Source organism: Rhizobium anhuiense (assembly GCF_003985145.1).
Taxonomy (GTDB): domain Bacteria; phylum Pseudomonadota; class Alphaproteobacteria; order Rhizobiales; family Rhizobiaceae; genus Rhizobium; species Rhizobium anhuiense.
The window spans coordinates 29368-54388 of sequence record NZ_ML133528.1; the positions used below are offsets into that span (position 1 = coordinate 29368).

Genomic DNA, 25021 nt, shown 5'->3' on the forward strand with positions numbered 1-25021 from the left:
GCCAGCCAGAGAAAGCCTGATTTTTCCTTATTCACGTAACGGCATGCGCCCCCGCAGGCGGGGGGATATAAACAGGCTATTGCATCACTCCTTTAATCGAGATCGATTGAAGGAGTGATGCAGCAGTTCAAAGTGCTACAGCGTCCTGCGCGTCTGAAAAGACGCGCGGCGCTGTCGTGCGCCGCTCAGAACGACGCGGCCGCGAGTGCCCGGTGGATACTCTGCAGATCGTCGACACCCTTGTTCGACAGGAACAGTTCCCAATCGAGCGAGCTCTGGACGATGGTTTCCAGCGAATCGTATCTGGGCTTCCAATCGAGCACCTGCCTTGCGAGCGACGCGTCTGCGACGACGCTGGCGGAATCGCCGGCGCGCCGCGGCGCCATGTGGATCTTGAAGGAATGCCCGTGCAGGCGGGTGACCATGTTCAGCACGTCGAGCACGGAATAGCCGCTGCCATAACCGCAATTGGCGACGAGCGAGCCCCTGTCCTTGCGCAGATGCTGCAGCGCTTTCAGATGAGCATCCGTGAGATCGCTGACATGGATGTAGTCGCGCACGCCGGTGCCGTCATGCGTGGGATAGTCGATGCCGTAGACATGGACGCTGTCGCGCTTGCCGAGCGCTGCCTCGCAGGCGACCTTGATGAGATGCGTGGCGCCTGAGGTCGACTGGCCGGCACGGTGGTGCGGATCGGCGCCGGCGACGTTGAAATAGCGAAGCGCGACATAGTTGAAATCATAGGCGGCGGCGGCATCGCGCAGCATGAATTCGGTCATCAGCTTCGACTGGCCGTAAGGATTTTCCGGATTGAGGGAGGCAGTCTCCTTCACCGGCAGGTCCGACTTTTGCTGACCGTAGACGGCCGCCGTCGAGGAGAAGACGAAATTGCGGATACCGGCCTTGACCGAAGCGCTCAGCAGCGCCCGGGTCTTGCCGGAATTGTTGTCGTAATAGGAAAGCGGATCGGCGACGGAGACCGGGACGACGGCGGAGCCGGCGAAATGGATGATCGCCTCGATGTCGTTTTCGATGAAGATCTTCTTCAATATGTCGGGATCGGCAATGTCGCCGAGATAGAAACGCGCCGCCGGCGCCACGGCCCAGCGAAAGCCCGTCGAGAGGCGGTCGAGCACGACCACATCCTCGTCCGCATCGAGCAGCGCCCAAACCATGTGACTGCCGATATATCCGGCCCCGCCCGTCACCAAAACCGCCATGTCCCGCATCCCTGCTTTCGTTTTTATAAGCAGGGGCATCAGGCGCCGGTTTTTCTTTCCAATTTTCTTATCGAATGGCCGTTCGAGGGCCTTTGAACCGGTATGTTTGGAGTCGTGGTTAGAGGTCGATTTCGGGCATTGCTAGAGTTTTATCGATCCGGCGATTCCGGCACAAAATCGACTTGGCCGGTCACCAGATGGGGTCTCGTGGCCAATGTTGGTCAGAGCTTGAGGATATAGTCGCAGAGACGCTCGGCGGCGACCGCCACCTGGGCTGGGTCACGCAGGAAACAGGCGCGCAGAAAGAGTTCGCCGCCGGGGCCGAAAGCGGTGCCGGGGGCAAGGCCGACGCCTGTCTTGTCGACGATATCGAGCGCAGCCCTGCGGCTGTCAGTGACGCCGTCGATCTTCAGGAAGGCGTAAAGCGCACCATCCGGCTTCAGCGTCTCGACGCGGTTGGTGGCAACGAGCGCATCGCAGAGAATGTCGCGGGAACGGGCCGCCTTGGCGATATTGGCGAGCACGAAATCGTCGCCCTCATTCAGGGCTGCGACGGCGCCCTTCTGCATGAACTGCGCCACGCCCGATGTCGAATACTGGATCAGGTTTTCGAGCACCTGCCCCATCTCGGGGGGTGCGACGATCCAGCCGACGCGCCAGCCGGTCATCGACCAGTTCTTCGAGAAGGAATTGACGAAGATGATCTTGTCATCAGGCGCCATCACGTCGAGGAAAGAGGGCGCACGGCCGCCTGGAAAATAATAGAGCGCATAGATCTCATCCGCCATGATCCAGAGGTCGTGCTTGCGGGCCAGCGCCAGGAGATCACCAAGGTCTTTCCTGGTTGCCGTCCAGCCTGTCGGGTTCGACGGCGTGTTGATGAACAGACCCCTGGTCTTCGGCGTGATCGCGGCTTCGATGCGGTCAAGATCGACCGCCCATTTGCCGCCTTCGAACTGCAGTTGAACGCCGACCGAACGTGCGCCTGCGATCTCGAGGGCGGCGGCAATATTCGGCCAGGCGGGGGTGAGGTAAATCATTTCGTCGCCCGGCGAGGTCAGAGCCTGCACGCTGATCTGGATCGCCTGCATGCCGGAGCCGGCGACATAGAAATGCTCGACCGGAAGCCGGATTCCGAAATGTCTGCTGTAATAATCCGAAAGCGCCTGGCGAAGCTCCGGAATGCCGCGCTGCCAGGTGTAGAAGGTCTCGCCGGCCGCCAGCGCATCCATCGCCGCCTTGCTGATGAAATCCGGCGTCGGCAGGTCACCTTCCCCCACCCAGAGCGGCAGCAGGCCCTCACGGCCACGGGCATAATTGACGACTTCGACGATCCCGCTTTCGGGCGCCGCTACGGCGCGCGGGCTAAGGCTGCTCAAGATCGACATGCATATCTCCGGTTTTCGCCTTCATAGAGGATTTGCGTCGGCAAATCCCATGATATCCAGTGATGGCATATCGATTTTGGTGATGAATGAGCCCGGCCGGAACGGACGGGCTCCAGGCGATCAAGCCGTCGGGCGCTTGGCCAACAGATCGCGGATTTCGGTCAGCAACTGCACGTCTGCGGGCGGCGGAGGCAATTCTTCCGGTGCGGCCTTTTCCTGGCGCTCGACCTGGGCACGCAGGATGTTCACGCCCTTGACCATCAGGAAGATGATCCAGGCGAGGATCAGGAAATTGATGAGGACGGTGAGGAAACTGCCATAGGCAAACACCGCTCCCTGCGCACGGGCGGCCGCAAGCGACGGCGCGTTGACGGCCGACGACAGCGGCAGGAAATAATTCGAAAAATCGAAGCCGCCGAAAATGGCGCCGACGATCGGCATGATCAGGTCGTCGACCAGCGATTTGACGATGCCGCCGAAGGCGCCGCCGATGATGACGCCGACGGCAAGATCCATGACATTGCCGCGGGCGATAAAGGCCTTGAACTCATTGAGCATCGGATCCGTCTCCCTTCGATGCATTTCAAAGATATGCAACTGTCTATTACAGCGTCACGCCTCTCTTCAGCCTCGTGAAGGAGGCTGCAACGCTTTGAATTGACGCACAATTTATTCTTAATCAATTTCGATTTGAGGAATTATGCAGTAGCTGCACCTTCATTGCAATTCATCAATCGGCAATCGCAATTATTCGCCGATACCCTTCGCGGCCTATGACTTAAGGCCTAGACGGCCGGGAATTTTCAAAGCGTCTGAAATAACTTAAGCTGACCAATGTTGCGGGAGGTCCCGGCGGGTTTTCCGCCGGCGGAGGGTCAATGCTTCCAGGCTGGGTCATATTCGCGTCTGCCTTCGGCTATCTGCTCCTGCTTTTTGCCGTGGCAAGCTATGGCGATCGCAAGAACCGCAGCCCGGGCATGCTCGGCCCGGGCACGCTGGAAGGCGGATGGCCGGTGGTCTATGCGCTGAGCCTTGCGATCTACTGCACCTCCTGGACCTATTTCGGCAGCGTCGGGCTTGCGGCGCAGCGCGGGCTGGAATTTGCCGGCATCTATATCGGCCCGATCCTGGTCTTCACGCTCGGCATGCCGCTGCTTCGCCGCATCATCGAGCTCGCCAAGGCGGAAAAGCTCACCTCCGTGGCCGACTTCGTCGCCGCGCGCTACGGCAAGAACCCGACGGTCGCCACGATCGTCGCGCTGATCTCGCTGATCGGCGCCATTCCCTATATCGCGCTGCAGCTCAAGGCGATTTCGAGCACCGTCAGCGCCATGGTCAATCCGTCCGATTACGGCATCGGCAGCGGCAATCTCTACTTCCTCGACCTGCCGCTCCTCGCGACGCTGGTGCTTGCCTGCTTCGCCATCATGTTCGGCACGCGGCATACGGATGCGACCGAACACCAGGACGGCCTGATCCTCGCCGTCTCGATGGAATCCGTCGTCAAGCTCTTCGCCTTCCTGACGGCCGGCGTCTGCGTCATCTGGTTTCTCTTCGACGGCCCGACCGATCTCTGGCAGAAGACCGTCGACAACGAACTGGTCATGTCGGCGCTCAGCTACCATACGCCGATCAGCCGCTGGATCACCCTAATCCTGTTGTCGGCCTTCGCGATCATCCTGCTGCCGCGGCAATTCCACGTGACCGTTGTCGAAAACCGGACGCCGAAACAGCTGAAACTCGCCGGATTCCTGTTTCCTACCTATCTTATCGCCATCAATCTCTTCGTGCTGCCGGTGGCGATCGGTGGGCTCTTGACCTTCGGCGGCGCCGGCAATGCCGATTTCTACATGCTGTCGCTGCCGCTTGCCGGTCAGATGCCCGTCATTTCGCTGATCATCTTCATCGGCGGCTTTTCGGCCGCAACGGCGATGGTCATCGTCGATTCCGTGGCGCTGTCGATCATGGTGTCGAACGACATCATCATGCCGATCTTCCTCCGGCGCAAACTCGCCGGCCGCGCCAGCCTGCGCGACAATTTCGCCAAGACGCTGCTCAATATCCGCCGCAGCGCCATCTTCGCCGTGCTGTTATTCGGCTATGCCTATTACCGTTCGACCGACAGCACCGCCGGCCTTGCCTCGATCGGCCTGCTTTCCTTTGCCGCGATCGCGCAAATCGCCCCAGCGCTGTTCGGCGGGCTGATCTGGCGGCGGGCGAATGCGCGCGGTGCGATCCTGGGGCTTTCCTCCGGCTTCATCATCTGGGTGTACCTGTTGTTCCTGCCCTCGCTCGGCGGGCCCGATTATTCCTATGTGGCAAGCGCCGTGCTCGGCTTCATCTTTCCCGGGACCACCTTGTTCACCGCAGCCGATGCCGATCCGCTGGTCAATGCGACTGTCATGAGCCTGCTCGTCAATACCGCCTTCTTCATCGTCGGTTCGCTCACCCGCAATGCCAGGCCGCTGGAGCGCATTCAGGCCGGCATCTTCGTCAAGCGGCATTCGCGCTCGCAATTTGCCACGCGCGGCTGGAAGACCCGTATCAGCGTCGGCGACCTCAAAGCGGCGATTTCGCGTTATCTCGGCGAAGAGCGCATGCAGCGCTCGTTCACCACCTATGAACAAAGCTCCGGCCGCAAGCTGGAGGACGAGCAGCCGGCCGATATGGCGCTCATCCATTTCAGCGAACAGCTGCTCGGCAGTGCCATCGGCTCGTCCTCGGCCCGGCTGGTGCTGTCCTTGATCCTGCAGAAGATCGAAGATGCTTCTTCCGATACCGCCTGGTTGCTCGACCAGGCGAGCGAGGCACTGCAATATAACCAGGACATGCTGCAGACGGCGCTGTCGCAGATGGACCAGGGCATTGCGGTCTTCGACAGTTCCAACCGGCTGACGATCTGGAACCGGCGCTTCCGGCAATTGCTGGATCTGCCGGAAAGTGCCGGCCAGGTCGGCTTTCCCCTGTCCGAGATCGTCACCACGCTCAGCCAGCGCGGCGATATCGCGCCCGGCGATCTCAGCCAGACGGTGCGGCATTTCCTGACGCTCGACAAACCCTTTTCGCTGGTGCTTGACGGCGGCGAGCGGATCATCGAGGTGCGCTCCAACGCCATGCCGGACAAGGGCATCGTCGCCACCTTCACCGACATCACTCAGCGCGTCACTGCCGACCAGGCGCTGAAACAGGCGAACGAGACGCTGGAGCAGCGCGTCGCCGAACGCACGGCCGAGCTGACCCGCGTCAACCGCGAACTCGGCGAGGCACGCGCCGCCGCCGACGAGGCGAATATCGGCAAGACACGCTTCTTTGCGGCCGCCGGCCACGACATCCTGCAGCCACTGAATGCCGCCCGGCTTTATTCCTCGGCGCTGGTCGAGCGCATGGCGCAATCCGACAACAGCCCGATCGTGCGCAACATCGATTCGGCGCTGGAATCGGTCGAGACCATTCTCGGCGCGGTGCTCGATATTTCAAGGCTCGACACCGGCGCCATGCGGCCGCGGCTCGCCGCCGTCGCGCTCTCCGACCTGCTCAAGCGGATCGAGACCGATTTTGCGCCGATCGCGCGGGAAAAACAGCTGAAACTGGTGGTCATGCCGACGTCGCTGCGCGTCCGCTCCGACCCCAACCTCTTGCGCCGGCTGGTGCAGAACCTCGTCTCCAACGCCATCAAATACACGATCACCGGCAAGGTGCTGGTCGGCGCGCGGCGGCGCGGCAACCAGGTGATCATCCAGGTGATCGATTCCGGCATCGGCATTCCACCATCGAAATTCCGCACGGTGTTCAAGGAATTCGCGCGGCTGGACGAAGGCGCCAAAACCGCCTCAGGCCTGGGGCTCGGCCTATCGATCGTCGACCGCATCGCCCGGGTGCTCAACCATCCGGTCGAACTGCAGTCGACCCATGGCAAGGGCACGGAATTCCGCATCGCCATGCCGCTCGACGTCTCGCGCCCGGCCGCGGCGGCCGCGGCCGTCACGCCCGCCGACCGTCCGGGGCAGCCGCTGAGCGGACTGAAGATCCTCTGCATCGACAACGAGCCGAAGATCCTCGAAGGCATGCGGCTGTTGATCAGCGGCTGGGGCTGCGAGGTGGAGGCGCTGGATTGCCTCGCCGACGTGATATCAAGCGACGGCCAGGGAGGACCGCCTGACATCGTCATCGCCGATTATCATCTCGGCGACGGCACCGGCATAGCCGCCATCCTGCATCTGCGCCGGCAGTTCGGCGCCGATATCCCTGCCCTGATGATCACCGCCGACCGGACACCGGAGGTGCGCAGCGAGGCCGAGCGATACGGCATCGCCGTTCAGCACAAACCCGTGCGGCCGGCGGCGCTGCGCGCCTATATCACCCAGATATCCGGCCTCAAGCGCGCCGCCGCTGAGTAAGAGACCGCTTACAGCGCCGCGCCCATGACGCGGGCGACGAGATCGCGCACGCGTGCTGCATCCGGCACATCGCCGAACAGGATGCGGTACATGATCGGCGCCACCACCTGGTCCATGACCCGGTCGACATCCGGAAAGGCGTCGCCGCGAGTCTTCGCCCTCTCGGCGATGAGACCGATCTGCTGGCGGGTAAATTCAGCGCATTTACAGGCATTTGCGCCGGCCTGCGCCGCCAGCACGTCGCGGATCATCTCGCGGCCCGGCCCGGAGGACATTTCCTCGGCATATTGCTCGGCCCAGGCCTGAAGATCGGCTCTGCCGCTGCCGGCATCGACCGGCTGCATATCCGGCCGCAGCCGATCGACGGCGACATCGGCGAGAAGTTCCTGCAGGTCGCCCCAGCGGCGATAGATGGTCGACGGCGTCACCCCCGCCTTGCCGGCAATCAGCGGGATCGTCACATCGGCACGGCTCATCTCAGCCATCAACTCACGCACCGCCTTGTGCACCGATGCCTGAACCCTGGCGCTTCGGCCGCCCGGACGGAGATTCTCTTTCACTGTCATGCGCGCAACTTTCCCCCTTTTACGCCGATGGTTCAAAATCTTTGACAGACCTATTAATGCAAATAATTTGCTTTTACAAAATGCCGGCTCTACATAGGCTAAAGCAATGGTTTAGCTTTAAGGGGCTTATATATGGTCGCCGCCGCCAAATCCACAGAGAATTCGCCGCGCCCCTCGATCGGTTTTCATGCGCTGACGCTCGCCACCTTCTTCGGCGCCTCCGCGGCGCCGACGCCGCTCTACCGGATCTACCAGGAAAACTTCTCCGTCTCGCCGGTGCTGATCACGGTGATCTTCGCGGTCTACGCCTTCGCGCTGCTGGCGGCATTGCTGACTGCCGGTTCGATCTCGGATCATCTCGGCCGCAAGCCGGTGATCTTTTTCGCCCTGGTGCTCGAAATCATCGCCATGGGCCTCTTCGTCGTCGCCAGCGGCCCCGGCTGGCTGATTGCGGCGCGGATCGTCCAGGGGCTGGCGACCGGGATCGCCGGCGCTTCGCTCGGAGCGGCGCTCGTCGATGTCGACCGGGCCAAGGGCCAGATCGTCAACTCGATTGCGCCGCTTTCCGGCATGGCGGTGGGCGCGGTCGGCACGAGCGCCCTGATCCAATACGGCCCCTTCCCGATGCATCTGGTCTATGCGCTGCTGCTTGTCGCCTTCACGCTGCAGGCGGCTGCCATCTGGCTGACGCGCGAGAGCGGGGCCACACGGCCCGGCGCGCTCGGCTCGCTGATCCCGCGGGTCACCGTTCCGCCGCAGGTGAAACGGCCGCTCTCGCTGGTGACGCCGATCAACATCGCCAACTGGACGCTTGCCGGCTTCTATCTCTCCCTGGTGCCGTCGTTGGTCGCCACCACCACCGGCAGCCGGGCGCCGCTGACGGGCGGGGCCGTCGTCACCGCATTGATGGTGAGCGGGGCGATCGCCGTCTATCTCAGGCGCAGCAAGACAGCCTCGGCCAATCTCGGTTTCGGCGTGTCGGCCAAGACGCTCGGCATCCTGACCGTCGTCGCCGGCGTGCATCTCGCCAATGTGCCGCTGCTGCTCGTCGGCACGATTTTTACCGGCGCCGGTTTCGGCACCAATTTCCTCGGGTCGATCGGCACGATCATGCCGCTTGCCAAACCGGACGAGCGGGCCGGGCTGCTGTCGGCCTTCTACGTGCAGAGCTACCTCGCCTTCAGCCTGCCGGCGATCCTTGCCGGGTTCCTGGCGAAATCAGCCGGTTACGCACTGACAACCGACATTTATGCGACGGCAATCCTGCTGCTGATGGGCGCCGGACTGTTGAGCATTCGCGCCGACCGGCGCAGGGTGGCGGAGAGCGCCGCCTGAGGACGCAGTTCAGGGCTTGAGATCGAGCAGCGCCCGGCCGCTGCCATCCATGGCGAAGGGCACCGAGGCGTGCTGGTGGGCGACCAGCCAGCGGCCATCCCGCTTGACGAGGCCCAGCGTCTGGCGAAACCAGAGATCGACTTCAGCGCCATCGGTCTTGGTTCCCGTCATGCGCATGAGGCCGCTCCAGAAAGCGACATCTTCGCCGGCCGTCAGCTTGGCATCGCGCACCTCGCCGCCGATCGGGCCTTCCCAGGTATCGAACCAGGCCTGCAGACCCGCCTCGTCCTGGCCGTAATAGGCAAGCGGCGGCGCCAGCGAAAACTCGACGGAATCCTCCACCTCGTAAGAAAGCGCGTCCTTGGCATTCTTTTCGCCCAGCGCCTTGGCGCGCATCATCAGCATGGCGATGATCGCCTCTTCCTCGATCCTGGCACTCGCTTCGTCTTTCACATCAGTTCTCCTTCTCCGTTATGGACAGAGGACGAAGGGGAGGACGACGATCCGACAGGGATGGTTCTCGGTTTGCGTAACTCCGGCAAAACTGCTGCGCAGTCTTGCTGGAATTGCTTCAGAGATAACGCGTCACTTCAGGTTCGTTCCACCAGGCATCGTGCCTGCCGTCGTAATAACGGACCGGCAGTGCTGCCAGTTCCTCAGGGGTGACATCGTCGAGGCAGGCGATGTTGATCGAGACATAGGCGCCGCCGATCGCTTCGACATAACCGTCGCCAAAGGCTGACACACCGCAGGTGCGGCAGAAGCGGTGATGACCGCTCATGGTGTTGAACTGGTAATCGGTCGTTTCCACCGGATCGCACATCAGCCGGAAATCCTCCGGCTTGACGTTGGCGCCCCAATAGCGGCGCTTGGTGCAGATCGAGCAATTGCAGCGGCCGGTGCCTTCCTCAAGGTCGATGTCCACCTCGTAGTGCACTTTGCCGCAATGGCAGCTTCCTCTGTAGGTTTTCTTCATGGCGCTCTCCTCCCTTGGCGTTGCCTTTGCCATTCCAATATGACAATATGTTGTCACTATGGATGAGATACAAAATGGACAACATGTTGTCAAACGAAATCGACCGGAGCGAACGATGGAAGGGGACGCCTTTTCCGCTTTCGCGATCACCGCCCTTCGCCTCGCCGGCCATCTGACGGCGGCCGGCGACCAGCTGGCAAAGCCGGCGGGACAAACCAGCGCACGTTGGCAGGTGCTGGCCGCAGCGCGGCGCGGCGACATGTCGGTGGCGCAGATCGCCCGCGCCCTCGGCCTCGCCCGCCAGGGCGTGCAACGGCTTGCCGATGTGCTGGAGGGCGAAGGGCTGATCGCCTATGCCGACAATCCGCAGCACCAGCGCGCCAAACTGGTGCGACTGACGGCGGAAGGGGCCGCACGGCTCGGCGTCATCGAGATCGCGCAGGCCGGATGGGCGGACGGGCTGGGTGCCGCGTTTACGACAGCCGAACTCGATGCGGCGCGGGCGGTGATGGCGCGGGTGATGGAGATGCTGGAGGGTGGTGAGACGGGTGGAGGTTGAGTGGTTTAGCTGCCTTGCGAGGCTTGTTGTCGCTGGCGGCGAATTCAATTGGTGGTGCGAAAGATTCTTTGAGGTCGTGCCGTGGCCGCAGAGGGAGTGTCGCGGACGCATTTCTTAGGAAAGAGCACAGCATCTGCCAGCCAGAAACAAAAAAAGGCCGGGCTAACCCGACCTTCCCTGCTATCTCAACGAACCGTGCCAGTACATCCGTGGTCACGATCCGGAGATGATATTCAAAGCCTTAAAGGCTCAGGCCGCCTGGAGGCGGTCTGCCGACATCTTGCCGGACTTGTTGTCGCGGACGAGCTCGTAAGACAGCTTCTGGCCATCCTTGAGATCGCGCATGCCAGCACGTTCAACGGCGGAGATGTGGACGAAAACGTCGGCTGCGCCGTCATCCGGCTGAATGAAGCCGAAGCCCTTGGTTGCGTTGAACCACTTTACGGTACCAGTGCTCATGACGATATCCTTTTCGAATCGTTCATAGAAGAATGCAGCCCGGACAGATGCCCAAGCGGCGATGAAAACCGATTTTGGAGGAAGTTCGCCAGGAACGACGCTAGCGCCGTTTCAAAGTTCATCTAGCAAGATCGATGCGTGAACGTTTAATCGGGAATTGTGTCCGTGGCAAGGCCGCAACAAGGAAAAGTCGAGTTCAGCGGGTCAAGCGTTCTCTAACGTTGTGCCGCGGCAGGCCAGAGCGGGCGCCGCGGCACGAGGGCAAAGGCGGCCTAAGCCGCCTGCCCCACCTTCGCATAGGGATCGAACCGCCCGTAGAAGGTCTCGCCCTTGGCGGCCATGTCCTTCAACAGCGGCGTCGGTTGGAAGTGATTTCCGTAAGCACCAGCTAACTTTTCGGCCAGCTCCACGAAGGTCTTGGCACCCATGCCGTCGATATAGCTCAGCGCCCCGCCGGTATAGGGCGCGAAGCCGAAGCCGAGGATCGAACCGACATCCGCCTCGCGCGGATCGGTGACGATGCCTTCCTCGACGGTGCGGGCGGCTTCCAGCGCGATGGTGACGAGGAAGCGCTGCTTCAGGACGTTGACATCAACTTCATCCGCCGGCTTCTGCGGGTAGAGCGTCTTGAGATCAGGCCAGAGCGACTTCTTCGCCGGCTTCGGCGGATAGTCGTAGAAGCCCTTGGAATTCTTGCGGCCGAAGCGGCCCTCCTTCTCCACCATGCGGGAGATCAGCTCCATATGCCTCGGGTCGATGGCCCTTTCACCGAGATCGGCGACCGTCGCCTTGAGGATCTTCAGCGAGAGGTCGATGGCGACCTCGTCGTTCAGCGCCAAAGGACCGACCGGCATGCCGGCCATCTTGGCGGCATTTTCGATCATCACAGGCGGCACGCCCTCGATCAGCATGTCGTAGCTTTCCGACATGTAGCGCAGCACGCAGCGATTGACGAAGAAGCCGCGGGTGTCGTTGACGACGATCGGCGTCTTCTTGATGGCGGCGACATAATCCAAAGCAACGGCCAGCGCCTTGTCGCCGGTTTCGCTTCCGAGGATGACCTCGGTCAGCATCATCTTCTCGACGGGCGAGAAGAAATGGATGCCGATGAAATCGGTAGGCCGCTTCGAATTCTTCGCAAGACCCGAGATCGGCAAGGTCGAGGTATTGGAGGCGAAAATCGCGCCCTCCGGCAGCACGGCTTCAACAGCCTCGATGACGGCTTTTTTCACCTCGCGGTCCTCGAACACCGCCTCGATGACGAGATCTGTGTTGGCAAGGTCGGCATAATCGGCCGACGGCGTGATGCGGGAGAGCAGTGCGGCTGCCTCGTCCTGGGTAAGACGTCCCTTACCGACAGAATCCTTGACCAGGCCTTCGGAGACGGTTTTGCCCTTGGTTGCCGCTTCGATGTCACGGTCGATCAGCGTCACCGGAATGCCGGCGGCGGCAGTGACATAAGCGATCGAGGCGCCCATGAAGCCGGCGCCGACGACGCCGACATGTTTCAGCTCGGTCTTCGGGATGCCTGCCGGGCGGCGGGCGCCCTTGCCGAGCTCCTGCATGGAGATAAACAGCGAACGGATCATCGAGAAGGCTTCGCGGGTCTGCAGCACCTCGGTGAAATAACGCTGCTCGATCTTCAGGCCGGTGTCGAACGGCACCTGCAGGCCTTCATAGACGCATTTCAGGATGGCAAGCGCTGCCGGATAATTGCCCGATGTTTCCCGGCGCAGGATCGCCGGCGCCGCCGGCCAGAGCTGGGCGGAGGCTGGCGTCCAGATGCCGCCGCCCGGCGCCTTGAAGCCCTTCTCGTCCCAGGGGGCGACCGGCTTCAGGCCATCCTTGATCATCTGCTTGGCGGCGGGGATAAGCTGATCCGGCTCGACCACCTGATGCACGAGGTTCATCGCCTTGGCGCGGGAGCCGGTCAGCGACTGGCCCGTCGTCATCATCTGCAGCGCATCCTGGGCGTTCGCCAACCGCGGCACACGCTGGGTGCCGCCGGCGCCGGGGAAGATGCCGACCTTCACCTCGGGCAGCGCGATCTTGACGCTCTTGGCATTGGAGGCAACGCGGCCGTGGCAGGCGAGCGACAGTTCAAAGGCGCCGCCCATGCAGGTGCCGTTGATGGCGGACACCCAGGGCTTGCCGGATGTTTCGAGCTTGCGGAACAGGCCGCTCATGCGGCCGACCAGGCCGAAGAGGGTCTGCACCGCCGTTTGCGGGCTCTTTGCCTTCTCCTCCTGATAGGAACTGAACATCGACTTGATCATCGAGAGGTCAGCACCGCCGGAGAAGGAGGACTTGCCCGAGGTAAAGACGACACCCTTGACGGCGGCATCGGCGGTCGTGGCGTCGATGATGGCGTCGAGTTCGGCCATCACCTCGGCGGTGAAGACGTTCATCGATTTGCCGGGCATGTCCCAGGTGACGAGAGCGATGCCGTCGGCGTCGGTTTCGAGCGTGAAATTGGTGTAGGTGCTCATCTTGGGAATTCCTCTCCCTGAATTCTTTTGCCGTGGAGCCCTCTCCCCTTGTGGAGAGGGCTATCCCATCAAACGCGTTCGATGACCGTTGCCGTGCCCATGCCGGCGCCGATGCAGAGCGTCACCAGCGCGGTGTTGAGGTCGCGGCGCTCGAGTTCGTCCAGCACGGTGCCGAGGATCATTGCGCCGGTGGCGCCGAGCGGATGGCCCATGGCGATGGCGCCGCCATTGACGTTGATCTTGTCGTGATCGATCTCGAAGGCCTGCATGTAGCGCAGCACCACGGCGGCAAAGGCCTCGTTCAGTTCGAATAGGTCGATGTCGGCAAGGCTCATGCCTGTCCGCTTTAGCAGCTTCTCGGTGACGTCGACGGGTCCGGTCAGCATCAGGGCCGGATCGGAGCCGATATTGGCGAAAGCCTTGATGCGGGCGCGCGGCTTGATCCCCATGCTCTGGCCGCCGGCCTTGGAGCCGAGCAGCACGACGCCGGCGCCATCGACGATGCCGGAGGAATTGCCGGCATGATGGACATAATTGATGCGCTCGATCTCCGGATGGGCCTGGATGCCGACCGCCTCGAAGCCGCCCATCTCGCCGGGCATCTGGAAGGACGGATTGAGGGAGGCGAGCGCCTGCATGTCGGTGCCGGGGCGCATATGCTCGTCCTTATCAAGGATCGTCAGGCCGTTCTGGTCCTTGACCGGAACAACCGACTTGTCGAACCAGCCCTTTTCCCAGGCATGGGCGGCGCGCTTCTGGCTCTCGACCGCATAGGCGTCGACATCGGTCCTGTTGAAACCGTATTTGGTGGCGATGAGATCGGCCGAGACGCCCTGCGGCATGAAATAGGCCGGGAAATTCACCGAAGGGTCCATGAACCAGGCGCCGCCGGACATGCCGAGGCCGACGCGCGACATGCTTTCGACGCCGCCGGCGATGACGATGTCGTCGGCCCCTTGGGCGATCTTGCCGGCACCGAAATTGACGGCATCGAGGCCGGAAGCGCAGAAGCGGGAGATCTGCATGCCGGGCGCCTTGGTGGAGTAACCGGCTTCGAAGGCGGCGGCCTTGGGGATGACGGCGCCGGCATCCATGACCGGATCGACGCAGCCCATGATGATGTCGTCGACCGTCGATGTATCAAGCCCGTTGCGGTCGCGGATTGCTTCCAGCGTCTTTGCCGCGAGGCGGACGGATGGCACCTCATGCAGGGCGCCGTCCTTCTTGCCGCGGCCGCGCGGCGTACGCACGTGGTCGTAAATGAAAACCTCGGTCATATCTCATCTCCCTGACGGCGCGGCGGCGCCGGTGAATTCGTGTCTTTTCTCTTCTCCCCGGTGGAAGAAGGTAGCCTCGAAGAGGTCGGATGTGAGGGCCAGAGCGACAAACTCGAGCTTGCTTGCGCGCGGCTGCTCGCTCCTTTGTCGCTCACCCCTTCATCTGCCCTACCGGGCATCTTCTCCCCGCTGGGGAGAAGAGGGAATTCGTCTTAAAACGCTTCGGCGGCCAGTTCCATCATCGTGTCGGCGCCGGCTTCGATGCGGGCCTTGCGAAGGGCGGTTTCCGGCATCAGGCGTTCCATGAAGAAACGGGCGGTGACCAGCTTGTTCTTCAGGAAATCCTCGCGGGCGGCATCGCCCGATGCAAGGCCATCCTCGGCGGCTTTCGCCATCTTCGCCCACATATAGCCGAGAACGACCAGGCCGAAGAGGTGCATGTAGTCGGTCGAGCCGGCGCCGGCATTGTCGGGCTTGGCCATGGCGTTCTGCATGAACCACATGGTCGCGCCCTGGACGTCGTTCAAGCCCTTCTTCAGATGCTTGGTGAAGAAGGAGAGCTTTTCGTTGCTGCGGTTTTCCTCGCAGAAATCGCCGATTTCCTTGAAGAGGGCCATGGCGGCGCGGCCGCCGTTCAAGGCGAGCTTGCGGCCGACGAGATCGAGCGCCTGGATGCCGTTGGCGCCTTCATAGATCATGGCGATACGGGCATCGCGCACATACTGGCTCATGCCGTGTTCTTCGATATAGCCGTGGCCGCCGAAGACCTGCTGGGCCATGACGGCATGATCGAAGCCCTTGTCGGTCATCACGCCCTTGAGGATCGGGGTGACGAGGCCGAGAATATCGTCGGCCGTCTGGCGCTCCTTCTCATCGGTGGCGCGGTGGGCGATATCGGACTTCAGCGCCGTCCAGAGCAGGAAGGCGCGGCCGGCCTCGTTGAAGGCGCGGATGGTCATCAGCGTCCGGCGAATATCCGGATGGACGATGATCGGGTCGGCCTTCTTATCCGGCGCCTTGGGGCCGGACAGCGAGCGGCCCTGGATGCGGTCGCGGGCGTAGCTGGCGGCATTCTGATAGGCGATCTCGGAAATGGCGATGCCCTGCAGGCCGACCATCAGGCGGGCCTCGTTCATCATCACGAACATGGCGTTGAGGCCGCGGTTTTCGGCGCCGATCAGGAAGCCGGTCGCCTCGTCGTAATTCATCACGCAGGTGGCGTTGGCGTGAATGCCCATCTTATGCTCGATCGCGCCGCAGGAGACGGCGTTGCGGGCGCCCGGCGCGCCGTCCTTGCCGACGAGGAATTTCGGAACGATGAAGAGCGAGATGCCCTTGGTACCCTCCGGCGCACCCTCGATGCGGGCCAGCACCAGATGGACGATATTGTCGGTCAGGTCGTGCTCGCCGGCAGAGATGAAGATTTTCTGGCCGGATATTTTGTAGCTGCCGTCAGCCTGCGGCACCGCCTTGGTGCGCAGCATGCCGAGATCGGTGCCGCAATGCGGCTCGGTGAGGTTCATGGTGCCGGACCAGGAGCCGTCCACCATCTTCGGCAGATAGGTGGCCTTCTGCTCGTCGCTGCCGTGGACGAGGATCGCGGCGATCGCGCCCTGCGTCAGGCCGGGATACATCATCAGCGACATGTTGGCGGCGGAGGTATATTCGCCGACGGCGGTATGCAGCGTATAGGGAAGTCCCTGCCCGCCGAATTCCTCCGGCACCGCAAGGCCGATCCAGCCGCCCTCGCGATAGGCTTTATAGGCCTCCTTGAAACCCTTCGGCGTCGAGACGCTGGCATCGTCGTGGCGCGTGCAGCCTTCCTGATCGCCGGAATAATTCAGCGGGAAGAGCGCTTCCTCGGCAACCCTTCCGGCCTCGCCGAGGATCGCCTCGATCATATCGGGGGTCGCGTCGGCAAAACCCGGCAGATTGTTGTAGCGTTCGAGGCCCAGCACGTCGTTCAGGACGAAGAGCGTATCGTTCACCGGGGCCTTGTAGACTGGCATCTCTCGAATTCCTCCCATTCGGCTTGACCGGATCGCCCCGGCCTCGGGCACTGTCTTACAAAATATTGACGTTTGCGTAAACGTCAAATTTTGCACCCTGGCCGTCTTTTCGTGAAAAAATTCACGAGCACGAACCCGTGGGCCATGACGTGCGCGGAGGAGATGCCATCTCATCTTCCTTGTCCATCTGGGAAAGGCGTATAAGCGGGGCTTCGTTCAAGCCGCAATCGGGCAATGCTTCAGGAGGGCCGCATGATCAGTTTCGAGGCGATAAGGCAGCGTGCCGAGGAACGAAAGGGCGGAGCGGCCGCGTTGCAGGCCCTGCTGCAGAATCACCGGCCGGATCACGAGCGGCTGCGCGCCATGCCCGACGATCGCATCCTGGCGGATATGACCCGGCGGGTCTTCTACAGCGGTTTCGTCCAGAAGGTGATCGATGCGAAGTGGCCGGGTTTCGAGGCGGCATTTTCCGGTTTCGATCCGGCGACGCTGAATATCGCACCCGACGATTATTGGCATGCCCTGACCTCGGATGAGCGGATCATCCGCAACGGCGCCAAGATCATGTCGGTTCGCGCCAATGCCGCCTTCGTCAGGGCGTTGGCGAAGGAATATGGCCGCGCCGGCGTCTTCTTCGCCGACTGGCCACGGGATGACCAGATCGGCCTTCTCGACCTCTTGAGCAAACGCGGCAGCCGGCTCGGCGGCATGACCGGACAATATTTCCTGCGTGGCATCGGCCGCGACAGCTTCATCGGAACGATGGATGTGCTCACCTGCCTCCGATCGGTCGGGGTGCCGCTCTCCTCCTCCGGCACGACGAAGAAGGACCAGCAACTGATCCAGCAGACCTTCAACGGCTGGGCCGGGGAAACCGGTCTTTCCCTCATCCATCTCTCACGCATCAGCGCCTATTCGATCGATTCGGCGCACTGAAATTCCGGTCGAGCGGTGGCGCCGGCCGTTCGAACTTCCTACGTGATTGCGACGATCCATCGAGGACGACATCATGACCGATTTTCCCTATGAGAGTGCCCTCATCGTCGGCGCGGGCTCCGGCATCAGCGCCTCGCTCGCCCGGCAATTGTCGGCGCAGGGCGTCAAGGTCGGGCTCGCCGCCCGCAATATCGAAAAGCTGCAAGGGCTCATCGAGGAGACCGGCGCCAGCGCCTTTACAACAGACGTCTCGCAGCCGGCGAGCGTCGCAGCCCTGTTCGAAGAGGCTGCCGCCGCCATCGGCGGGCCCGACGTGGTGATTTTCAATGCCAGCGCCCGCCTGCGCGGGCCGCTCGCCGAACTCGATCCCGCCGAAGTCGAGAAGGCGATCACGACCACCGCTTTCGGCGGTTTCCTGGTGGTGCAGCAGGCGGCACAGCGGATGATCCCGCGCGGCCGCGGCGCCATCCTCATCACCGGCGCCTCGGCAAGCGTGAAGGGCTTTGCGCAATCGGCGCCCTTCGCGATGGGCAAGTTCGCGCTGCGCGGCCTTGCCCTGAGTGCTGCCCGCGAACTCGGGCCGATGGGCATCCATGTCGCGCATTTCGTCATCGACGGCGCAGTGCGCTCGCAGATCCGGCCGGATCGGGCGGAGAAGCCCGACGGCACGTTGCTGCCGGAGGCGATCGCCCAGACCTATATCGACGTGCTTCGCCAGCACCGCAGCGCGTGGTCGCTGGAGGTGGAAGTCCGGCCGTGGACGGAGAGCTTCTGAGCTAGATCAGCGCGCCGCCGCCGGAGAAGGCAACTTTCGCGGCGGCATCAAACGCACTATGTTTCGTCCTCTGAGCTGGCTGGGAGGAAACCGATGCCGCGCCTGGACCACGTCACCATCGAAACCCGCGATGCGCCTGTCATGATCAGTTTTCTCGAAACCTTGCTCGGTGTCAGGGAAGGCTATCGGCCGCCCTTCGCCTCGCCCGGCCATTGGCTTTATCTGGACGAGCGCCCGGTCATCCATCTCAGCCTGACATCGCGCAGCACCGATTTTCCGCCCGGCATCTTCAACCATGTCGCCTTCAGCCTTTACGAATTCGGGCCGGCGCTGGAACGCATCAAGGCGAGCGGCTATCGCTACGAATATTGCGATATTCCCGACACCGATCTCGGTCAGGTCTTCGTCTACGGCCCCGAGGGCGTGAAGATCGAGCTGCAATATCCGCGTCCGGCCTGATCGTGGCGGCGCCATCCGATCTGACGAATTGAACGGCAATTGCCGTCAAAAACGGCGTTTGGGCCGCAAACGTTAAAAAATTCTCAGCGACATTAACGGCTTGTTTACCACGTTTCGTGAAAGGTGCGGATTGAGCAGTAGCGATCCGCATTCCTTGCCCCAGTCTCGCGTTCCTTAAGGATGCCGCTACATCGTTCAGCTTGAGGAAAGTCTAATTGACTAACTTCTTGTGAATGGTGCGCTCCGGTTCGCGCAAATGCGCGGGCAGCAGACGGAAAAGCCAAAGATCGAGCTCTGACGAGAGGTCGAGCAGTCGAAGCGAGCAAGAAGATGAACGGATCGCGATCAAATCCTTCCCGACAGTCCGACAGGACCTCGCTCGATGCGCTGAACCGCACGATCGAAGGGCTGGAGGCGCGCATCGAGGGGCTGATGGGCAGCACCGGGCGCGAACAGCGGCCGCGCACGGCAACGCCCGAGCGCGATCCCTATGCCGGCTCCTATGCTCCCCGGCCCGTAAAGGCCCCGCCCGAGCCGCGGCCAGATCCGCTCGCCGAAATCCGCCAGCGCCAGCGCGCCCTCGAAGCCGGCCGCGAGCGGCCCTACACACGTGAGCAGGCCCCGCTCTCACGTGAACCCGCCCCACGCGCCGCCCCAGTGCCGGCGCCCGCCTTCCGCGCCGGTGACGACACGATGACGGAGATCGCCCAGGCGCTCGTCAATCTGCGGCAGGACCTGAAGCGCGACATTTCCGAGGGTGTCACCCGCGAGATGAATACGCTGCGCGCCGAGCTGCGCGAGATCAAGGAAAATGCCGGGGACAGCCGTTTCGCCGACGACATGCGCGCCGATATGGGCCGCCTTGCCCAGAGCATCACCCAGCTGACCGGCCGCTCGAGCGGCCCGGAGGCCGCCGGCCTGCGCGAGGATTTCGAGGAGCTGCGCTCGCTGATGGACGGGCTGGCGCGCGAGGATTCGCTGCGCCATATGGAAAACCGCTGGGACGGCGTCGAGAGCCGGCTTGCGGCACTCGATACCGAGGGGCTGCAGGAAGAGCTGGTTTCGCTGGCCTATCGCCTCGACGACATCAAGCGCCACATCGGCGGCATGGGCGAAAGCCCGGCCGTGCGGGCGCTGGAAGACAAGCTCATCTCCATCGCCACGGCGATGGAGCATTTCGGCAACATGATCCAGCCGCACGACCGGGTCATGTCCGAACAGTTCGCCGCCATGGACATGCGGCTCGACGAGATCAGCCGGGCGATCGCAGCCAGCGGACGCGCGGCTGCCGCGAACGATCCGGCGCTGATGCAGCGGCTGGAAAGCCGGCTTTCGGCGCTCGCCGATCAGATCGACCTGATGAGCCATGATGCGGCCAGCCGTGCAACGCCGGCCGACGAGCTGGCGATGCGGCTGGAGGCGCTGACCGGACGCGTCGAGGAGTTGGCGAATGCGGAAGCGACGTCGCGGCTCGACGAACGGCTGGAACATCTTTCCTATCTGCTGGAGCGCACGCAGAAGGCTGCGCCCCAGCCCGACCTCACCGGCACGCTGTCGGACATTTCCCGCAAGATCGACGCGCTTGAGAACGGCGCCGTCAACGATGTGCTGGCGCAGCGGCTCGACTATCTCGCCCGGCGTATCGACGAGATGGCGCATCAGCAGCAAGTGCCGGTGCCGGCCGCTGCGGTCGACGACGGCGCCTTCCGGCGCCTCGAAGGACGACTGAGCGACATCGCCGCCCGGCTGGAAGAGAGCACATCCGCAGCGCCGACCGATCCGCGGGCGCTGAAGAACCTCGAAGACCAGATAGCCCATCTTTCAGCGCTGATGAGCGAGCCGCGCGAAAGCGCTGCGATGCCTGCCGAATTCGACCGTCGCATGGGCGCGATCGAAGACTATATGGCGACGAGCGACGAATATATCATCGAAGCCGCACGCCAGGCGGCCGAAGCCGTCGTCGAAGCCTATTCGCGCCATGGCGGCCCGCAGGGCGCCGTGGCACCCGCCGACATGTCGGCGCTGACGGCACTTGCCGAAGATCTGCGCCACCTCGAAGATCTCAGCCGCGACAGCGAGGAGCGCACGCACAAGACTTTCAAGGCTTTGCACGAGACGCTGGTCCATATCGCCGACCGCCTCGACGGCATGGAAGAGCGCGGGCGGCCGCTCGCCCAGATGCCGGTGGCCGAGGTCGATTTCGATGTCGATCCCTACGCGCTGATGGTGGCCGAAGCGGAGATGAACAGGGCGGCGGAGACAGCCGCAACGCTGAAGGCCTCTCCGGTGATCCGTACGGCCGAGGTCGCAGCCGAACCTGCCGCCCCGGCTCAAACCAGCGCCATGAGCGGAACGAGCGTGATCGCCATCGAAGCCGCGACCCGGACGACGGAGGCTGCGGCAGCGGCTCCGGCGCCGTCAAAGGTCAGCCTGCTCGCCAGCCTCGGCAAGCGGCTGCTGCCGGCCAAGAAAACCGAGAGCCGGGCGAGCGAACGCCCGATGATCGACCCCGCGCCGTCGATCGACCCCGCCGACGTGGTGCCGACGGATGCCGCAAACGAACTGCTCGAGCCGGGCTCGGGCACACCTGACGTGAAGAAGATCCTGGAACGGGTTCGCGCCAGCCAGAGTGCGGCGCGCGGCAAACCTGCCGGCGAAACCGACCGGGCCGATTATATCGCCGCCGCCCGCCGTGCGGCGCAGGCGGCCGCGATGGAGGTGGACGCCAATCCGAAGCAGGCCGCCGTCAAGCCCGAGAAGAAAGGCGCGACCGCCGGCAAGGCTGGCAAGACGTCTGACAAGACGGGCAAGACCAGCGCCTTTTCGCGCTACCGGCGGCCGATCCTGCTGGCGGTCGGCGCGGTGCTGCTCGCCATCATGGCCTTTCCGCTTGCCCGGACGCTGACGAGCGGCGAGAGCGCACCGCAGGCGCCAGCCGAAGTTTCGGCGCTGAGCGGGGCGACGGAAAACCCGTCGCCTGCTGTGCCGGAAGCGATCCCCGCCCAGCCGGACGCCGCAGCCATCGGAACGACCGCGCCGGCAGCGGAGGCTACGCCTCCGGCTGGCGAACAGGCGCAGCCGGAAGCAGCCCCGCCGGTTGCCGGCGAGCATCTGACCGACGCAGCACCGCTCGACGGCGAAGGGGCTGCGACGTTTGCCCCCCCTGCTCCATCCGGCGCGGCACAGGAGACATCGGGCTTCGTTCCCGCACCTGCACCGCAGGCCGCCATCACCATTCCCGACACCGTCCAGCCGAAATCGCTGGCCGATGCGGCAAGCGGCGGCGATGCGCTGGCGCTGTTCGAGATCGGCGCGCGTTATTCGGACGGCCGCAACGGCATGACGGTCGATCAGAAGCAGGCGGCAAGCTGGTATCAGCTTTCGGCCGACAAGGGCTTTGCGCCTGCTGAGTATCGGCTCGGCAGCATGTACGAGAAGGGCAACGGCGTCGAGCGCGACATCGCTAAGGCCAAGGGCTTCTACGAGCAGGCGGCAAACCAGGGCAATGCCAGCGCCATGCACAATCTCGCCGTCCTCTACGCCTCCGGCGCACTCGGCCAGCAGGATTATGCGACGGCAGCCTCGTGGTTCACCAAGGCTGCGAATCTCGGCATCACCGACAGCCAGTTCAACCTGGCGATTCTCTGCGCCAGGGGCAACGGGGTGCCGGCGGATCTCGAAGAATCCTACAAGTGGTTTGCGATTGCCGCCAAGGCCGGCGACAAGGATGCGGCGCAGAAGCGCGACGAAGTGGCCAACGCCATGAAGCCCGATCAGCTCGAACGGGCGCGCGCCAAGGCCGATCTGTGGAAGCCGGAGCCGCTCGACCACCGCACCAACGCCATCGACATCCCCGACGAATGGGCCGGCACCGGCGCCAAGACGGCGACCGTCGACATGAAGAAGGCGATCCGCAACATCCAGGCGATCCTCAACAATAACGGCTTCGACGCCGGCGCGCCGGACGGCGAAATGGGCGCGAAGACCGTGACCGCGATCAAGAACTTCCAGAAGTCGGTCGGCCAGGAGCCGGACGGCAAGGTGACCGACGCAACCGTGAAGGCGCTGCTCGAACGCAACAAGCAGGGCAGCAAGGCAATCTAAGCGCGTCGCATCGACAAGGGATCGTCTCATATCTCTGCTTTGGGCAATCTGAAGGGCCTGGCGGCACAATGCCGCAAGGCTTCTTCCAATTTTTCCGCCGCCTGTCACAAAACCTGAAAAAAGCCGGATTATGCCCGGACATATCGATCCGCGCATCCGGCGAATCCTCTGCCGCCGATCTCTTCGCCAATCAGGCCCGATCGAAAGCCTCTGGCAACGATTTCACAGTATGGTGCGCATTCGAACGGGGACGTGACAGAAACCGCCCGGCAGGAGCGGTCATCATTCGGGGTCAGCTGTGACAATCTATCTGCCCATCGCAGAATTGTCGGTGAACATCTTCATCATTCTCGGCATGGGGGCGGCCGTCGGATTCCTGTCTGGAATGTTCGGCGTCGGCGGCGGCTTTCTCATCACGCCGCTGCTGATCTTCTACAACATTCCCCCTGTCGTCGCGGTCGCGACCGGCGCCAACCAGGTGGTGGCGTCGTCGATCTCGGGCGCGATCACCCATTTCCGGCGCGGCACGCTCGACGTCAAGCTCGGCACGGTGCTGCTGCTGGGCGGCCTATCGGGCGCCACGGTCGGCATCTGGATCTTCTCGCTTTTGCGCCGGGTCGGCCAGCTCGATCTCATCATCTCGCTGATGTACGTCATCTTCCTCGGCACCGTCGGCGGACTGATGCTGCTCGAAAGCATCAATGCGATGCGGCGGGCAGCGCGCAACGAGCCGCCGGCGCCGCGCAAGCCCGGCCACCAGCACTGGGTGCACAAACTGCCGCTCAAGGTGCGTTTCAAGAAATCGAAGATCTATCTGAGCGTCATTCCGGTCGTCGCGCTCGGCTTTGCGATCGGCATCCTCACCTCGATCATGGGTGTCGGCGGCGGCTTCATCATGGTGCCGGCGATGATCTACCTGCTGCGCATCCCGACCAATGTCGTCGTCGGCACCTCGCTGTTCCAAATCATCTTCGTTACCGCCTATACGACGATCGTGCAGGCGGCGACGAACTTCTCCGTCGACATCGTGCTCGCCTTCATCCTGATGGTGGCGGGTGTCATCGGCGCGCAATACGGCGTGCGGGTCGGCCAGAAGCTGCGCGGCGAACAGCTGCGCGCCCTGCTCGGACTGCTGGTGCTCGCCGTCGGCCTGCGTCTGGCGGTCGCGCTGGTGGTGACGCCGGCCGACGTCTATTCGGTGGTCATGGGAGCGGGCAACTGATGCGCCTGCCGGCTTTCATCATCGCACTGTTTTGCCTGCTGCCGGCGACTGCCGGAGCGCAATGGCTGCCGGGCCAGGCGACGGAAGCGGTGCGTGAAGGGTTGGAAATCGGCACCTCAACCAGCGAAATCGCCATCACTTCGGATTTCCACGGCGCCGACCTGACAATCTTCGGGGCGCTCTCGAACACCGACCAGCTGCTGCTCGCCATCGGCCAGTATGACGTGGTCGTGGTGCTGGAAGGCCCGCGCGAGGATGCGACGGTGCGCAGGAAGGAACGGGTCTTCGGCATCTGGGTGAATACACGCTCGATGACCTTCGAGGCAGTGCCGCATTCCTATTCGATGTCGAGCTCGCGCATGACCGACGATCTGACGACGCCGCTCGAGCTGACCGATCAGGGGATCGGCATCGATCATATTCCGCTGACGCCGGTCGGCTTCGTCGGCGACGGCAGCAATCTCGGCGAATTCCGCGACGCCTTCCGGCGGCTGCAACAGGGCGGCGGCCTCTATGACCGGAACACCAGCGGCGTGCGGTTCGTTTCCTCCAACCTCTTCAAGGCGAGCCTGCGCCTGCCGGCCAACATTCCGAACGGGGTGCACACGGTGCGCGCCTATCTGTTCAAGAGCGGCCTTTTCGTGACCGACAAATCGCTGCCGCTCAGGGTCATCAAGACCGGTATCGAACAGACGATCACAGATGCGGCGCACAATCAGCCGATCCTTTACGGCTGCGCGGCCGTGGCTCTCGCCGTCATCACCGGCTGGGGCGCCAGCCTGATCTTCCGTAAGGACTGATCCGCCGCAGGGCGTTCAAGATTTCTCCCCGAAAACAGGCTCGGCAAAGC

General features: G+C 63.1%; 20 protein-coding genes. 10 read left to right on the plus strand and 10 right to left on the minus strand.

The features are described 5' to 3' along the window. Positions 1-185: 185 nt before the first annotated feature. From galE to mscL, 3 genes are all read right to left on the minus strand, one after another. Positions 186-1220 carry a UDP-glucose 4-epimerase GalE gene (gene galE, locus EEQ99_RS20070; RefSeq protein ID WP_028756819.1) on the minus strand — a complete coding sequence of 345 codons (1035 nt, stop codon included), beginning with the start codon at positions 1218-1220 and terminating at the stop codon, positions 186-188. A gap of 221 nt (positions 1221-1441) precedes the next feature. Next, positions 1442-2608 (minus strand): pyridoxal phosphate-dependent aminotransferase, encoded by a 1167-nt coding sequence (locus EEQ99_RS20075; RefSeq protein ID WP_127430961.1) that lies wholly within the window; start codon positions 2606-2608, stop codon positions 1442-1444. 120 nt (positions 2609-2728) lie between these two features. Continuing rightward, positions 2729-3166, minus strand: a complete 438-nt coding sequence (gene mscL, locus EEQ99_RS20080) for a large conductance mechanosensitive channel protein MscL (protein ID WP_028756817.1) — start codon at positions 3164-3166, stop codon at positions 2729-2731. Between the two features lie 320 nt (positions 3167-3486). Between mscL and EEQ99_RS20085 the strand changes: the two genes are divergently transcribed. Next, positions 3487-7005, plus strand: a complete 3519-nt coding sequence (locus EEQ99_RS20085; protein WP_127430962.1) for a PAS domain-containing hybrid sensor histidine kinase/response regulator — start codon at positions 3487-3489, stop codon at positions 7003-7005. Positions 7006-7013: 8 nt separating this feature from the next. Here the strand turns inward: EEQ99_RS20085 and EEQ99_RS20090 are convergent, their stop codons facing one another. Then, positions 7014-7571 (minus strand): TetR/AcrR family transcriptional regulator, encoded by a 558-nt coding sequence (locus EEQ99_RS20090; RefSeq protein WP_127430963.1) that lies wholly within the window; start codon positions 7569-7571, stop codon positions 7014-7016. Positions 7572-7703: 132 nt separating this feature from the next. On the opposite strand from EEQ99_RS20090, the gene EEQ99_RS20095 reads away from it, so the two are divergent. After that, entirely contained in the window at positions 7704-8906 is a 1203-nt protein-coding gene (locus EEQ99_RS20095) for an MFS transporter (RefSeq protein WP_097631399.1), read from the plus strand. Between the two features lie 9 nt (positions 8907-8915). Here EEQ99_RS20095 and EEQ99_RS20100 read toward each other — a convergent pair whose 3' ends face one another. Beyond that, positions 8916-9359 (minus strand): nuclear transport factor 2 family protein, encoded by a 444-nt coding sequence (locus tag EEQ99_RS20100; protein WP_028756813.1) that lies wholly within the window; start codon positions 9357-9359, stop codon positions 8916-8918. Between the two features lie 118 nt (positions 9360-9477). Next, entirely contained in the window at positions 9478-9882 is a 405-nt protein-coding gene (locus tag EEQ99_RS20105) for a GFA family protein (protein WP_028756812.1), read from the minus strand. A 58-nt stretch (positions 9883-9940) separates the two neighbouring features. Here EEQ99_RS20105 and EEQ99_RS20110 point away from each other — a divergent pair, with 58 nt between their 5' ends. Beyond that, positions 9941-10441, plus strand: coding sequence for a MarR family winged helix-turn-helix transcriptional regulator (locus tag EEQ99_RS20110; protein ID WP_127430964.1), 501 nt, complete (start codon positions 9941-9943; stop codon positions 10439-10441). A 249-nt stretch (positions 10442-10690) separates the two neighbouring features. On the opposite strand, the gene EEQ99_RS20115 is transcribed toward EEQ99_RS20110, so the two are convergent. The 4 genes from EEQ99_RS20115 to EEQ99_RS20130 all read right to left on the minus strand — a co-directional run bounded on the left by EEQ99_RS20115 (position 10691) and on the right by EEQ99_RS20130 (position 16675). Beyond that, positions 10691-10900 (minus strand): cold-shock protein, encoded by a 210-nt coding sequence (locus tag EEQ99_RS20115; protein WP_003545273.1) that lies wholly within the window; start codon positions 10898-10900, stop codon positions 10691-10693. A 272-nt stretch (positions 10901-11172) separates the two neighbouring features. Further along, positions 11173-13389: a 3-hydroxyacyl-CoA dehydrogenase NAD-binding domain-containing protein gene (locus tag EEQ99_RS20120; protein ID WP_127430965.1), complete on the minus strand. Its 2217-nt coding sequence runs from the start codon at positions 13387-13389 to the stop codon at positions 11173-11175. A 68-nt stretch (positions 13390-13457) separates the two neighbouring features. After that, complete coding sequence (locus EEQ99_RS20125; RefSeq protein WP_028756809.1) at positions 13458-14666, minus strand: acetyl-CoA C-acetyltransferase; 1209 nt, start codon at positions 14664-14666, stop codon at positions 13458-13460. A gap of 212 nt (positions 14667-14878) precedes the next feature. Beyond that, a complete protein-coding gene (locus EEQ99_RS20130) occupies positions 14879-16675 on the minus strand; it encodes an acyl-CoA dehydrogenase C-terminal domain-containing protein (protein WP_028756808.1) in 1797 nt (598 codons plus the stop codon). A 252-nt stretch (positions 16676-16927) separates the two neighbouring features. On the opposite strand from EEQ99_RS20130, the gene EEQ99_RS20135 reads away from it, so the two are divergent. The 7 genes from EEQ99_RS20135 (at position 16928) to EEQ99_RS20165 (ending at position 24971) form a co-directional block, all read left to right on the plus strand. After that, positions 16928-17611 (plus strand): DNA-3-methyladenine glycosylase I, encoded by a 684-nt coding sequence (locus tag EEQ99_RS20135; RefSeq protein WP_127430966.1) that lies wholly within the window; start codon positions 16928-16930, stop codon positions 17609-17611. Between the two features lie 73 nt (positions 17612-17684). Next, a complete protein-coding gene (locus EEQ99_RS20140; RefSeq protein ID WP_127430967.1) occupies positions 17685-18386 on the plus strand; it encodes an SDR family NAD(P)-dependent oxidoreductase in 702 nt (233 codons plus the stop codon). A gap of 93 nt (positions 18387-18479) precedes the next feature. Next, positions 18480-18845: a VOC family protein gene (locus EEQ99_RS20145; protein ID WP_097631407.1), complete on the plus strand. Its 366-nt coding sequence runs from the start codon at positions 18480-18482 to the stop codon at positions 18843-18845. Between the two features lie 330 nt (positions 18846-19175). Beyond that, on the plus strand, positions 19176-22949 hold the full coding sequence (locus EEQ99_RS20150) for a peptidoglycan-binding protein (RefSeq protein WP_127430968.1): 3774 nt from the start codon (positions 19176-19178) through the stop codon (positions 22947-22949). 68 nt (positions 22950-23017) lie between these two features. Next, complete coding sequence (locus EEQ99_RS20155) at positions 23018-23251, plus strand: hypothetical protein (RefSeq protein ID WP_047617013.1); 234 nt, start codon at positions 23018-23020, stop codon at positions 23249-23251. Continuing rightward, positions 23248-24171, plus strand: coding sequence for a sulfite exporter TauE/SafE family protein (locus EEQ99_RS20160; RefSeq protein ID WP_047617014.1), 924 nt, complete (start codon positions 23248-23250; stop codon positions 24169-24171). The genes EEQ99_RS20155 and EEQ99_RS20160 overlap by 4 nt, the downstream gene beginning before the upstream one ends. Next, positions 24171-24971 (plus strand): TIGR02186 family protein, encoded by an 801-nt coding sequence (locus tag EEQ99_RS20165; protein WP_127430969.1) that lies wholly within the window; start codon positions 24171-24173, stop codon positions 24969-24971. The genes EEQ99_RS20160 and EEQ99_RS20165 overlap by 1 nt, the downstream gene beginning before the upstream one ends. Positions 24972-25021: the final 50 nt, after the last annotated feature.

What these genes read in the sequence shown, in the direction of transcription:
- EEQ99_RS20165 (WP_127430969.1), top strand. Translation starts at nt 24,171, where the DNA reads ATGCGCCTGCCGGCTTTCATCATCGCACTGTTTTGCCTGCTGCCGGCG.
- EEQ99_RS20085 (WP_127430962.1), top strand. Translation starts at nt 3,487, where the DNA reads ATGCTTCCAGGCTGGGTCATATTCGCGTCTGCCTTCGGCTATCTGCTC.
- EEQ99_RS20155 (WP_047617013.1), top strand. Translation starts at nt 23,018, where the DNA reads ATGCCGCAAGGCTTCTTCCAATTTTTCCGCCGCCTGTCACAAAACCTG.
- EEQ99_RS20145 (WP_097631407.1), top strand. Translation starts at nt 18,480, where the DNA reads ATGCCGCGCCTGGACCACGTCACCATCGAAACCCGCGATGCGCCTGTC.
- EEQ99_RS20150 (WP_127430968.1), top strand. Translation starts at nt 19,176, where the DNA reads ATGAACGGATCGCGATCAAATCCTTCCCGACAGTCCGACAGGACCTCG.
- EEQ99_RS20095 (WP_097631399.1), top strand. Translation starts at nt 7,704, where the DNA reads ATGGTCGCCGCCGCCAAATCCACAGAGAATTCGCCGCGCCCCTCGATC.
- EEQ99_RS20090 (WP_127430963.1), bottom strand. Translation starts at nt 7,571, where the DNA reads ATGACAGTGAAAGAGAATCTCCGTCCGGGCGGCCGAAGCGCCAGGGTT.
- EEQ99_RS20120 (WP_127430965.1), bottom strand. Translation starts at nt 13,389, where the DNA reads ATGAGCACCTACACCAATTTCACGCTCGAAACCGACGCCGACGGCATC.
- EEQ99_RS20130 (WP_028756808.1), bottom strand. Translation starts at nt 16,675, where the DNA reads ATGCCAGTCTACAAGGCCCCGGTGAACGATACGCTCTTCGTCCTGAAC.
- EEQ99_RS20110 (WP_127430964.1), top strand. Translation starts at nt 9,941, where the DNA reads ATGGATGAGATACAAAATGGACAACATGTTGTCAAACGAAATCGACCG.
- EEQ99_RS20125 (WP_028756809.1), bottom strand. Translation starts at nt 14,666, where the DNA reads ATGACCGAGGTTTTCATTTACGACCACGTGCGTACGCCGCGCGGCCGC.
- EEQ99_RS20140 (WP_127430967.1), top strand. Translation starts at nt 17,685, where the DNA reads ATGACCGATTTTCCCTATGAGAGTGCCCTCATCGTCGGCGCGGGCTCC.
- mscL (WP_028756817.1), bottom strand. Translation starts at nt 3,166, where the DNA reads ATGCTCAATGAGTTCAAGGCCTTTATCGCCCGCGGCAATGTCATGGAT.
- EEQ99_RS20105 (WP_028756812.1), bottom strand. Translation starts at nt 9,882, where the DNA reads ATGAAGAAAACCTACAGAGGAAGCTGCCATTGCGGCAAAGTGCACTAC.
- EEQ99_RS20075 (WP_127430961.1), bottom strand. Translation starts at nt 2,608, where the DNA reads ATGTCGATCTTGAGCAGCCTTAGCCCGCGCGCCGTAGCGGCGCCCGAA.
- EEQ99_RS20115 (WP_003545273.1), bottom strand. Translation starts at nt 10,900, where the DNA reads ATGAGCACTGGTACCGTAAAGTGGTTCAACGCAACCAAGGGCTTCGGC.
- EEQ99_RS20135 (WP_127430966.1), top strand. Translation starts at nt 16,928, where the DNA reads ATGATCAGTTTCGAGGCGATAAGGCAGCGTGCCGAGGAACGAAAGGGC.
- galE (WP_028756819.1), bottom strand. Translation starts at nt 1,220, where the DNA reads ATGGCGGTTTTGGTGACGGGCGGGGCCGGATATATCGGCAGTCACATG.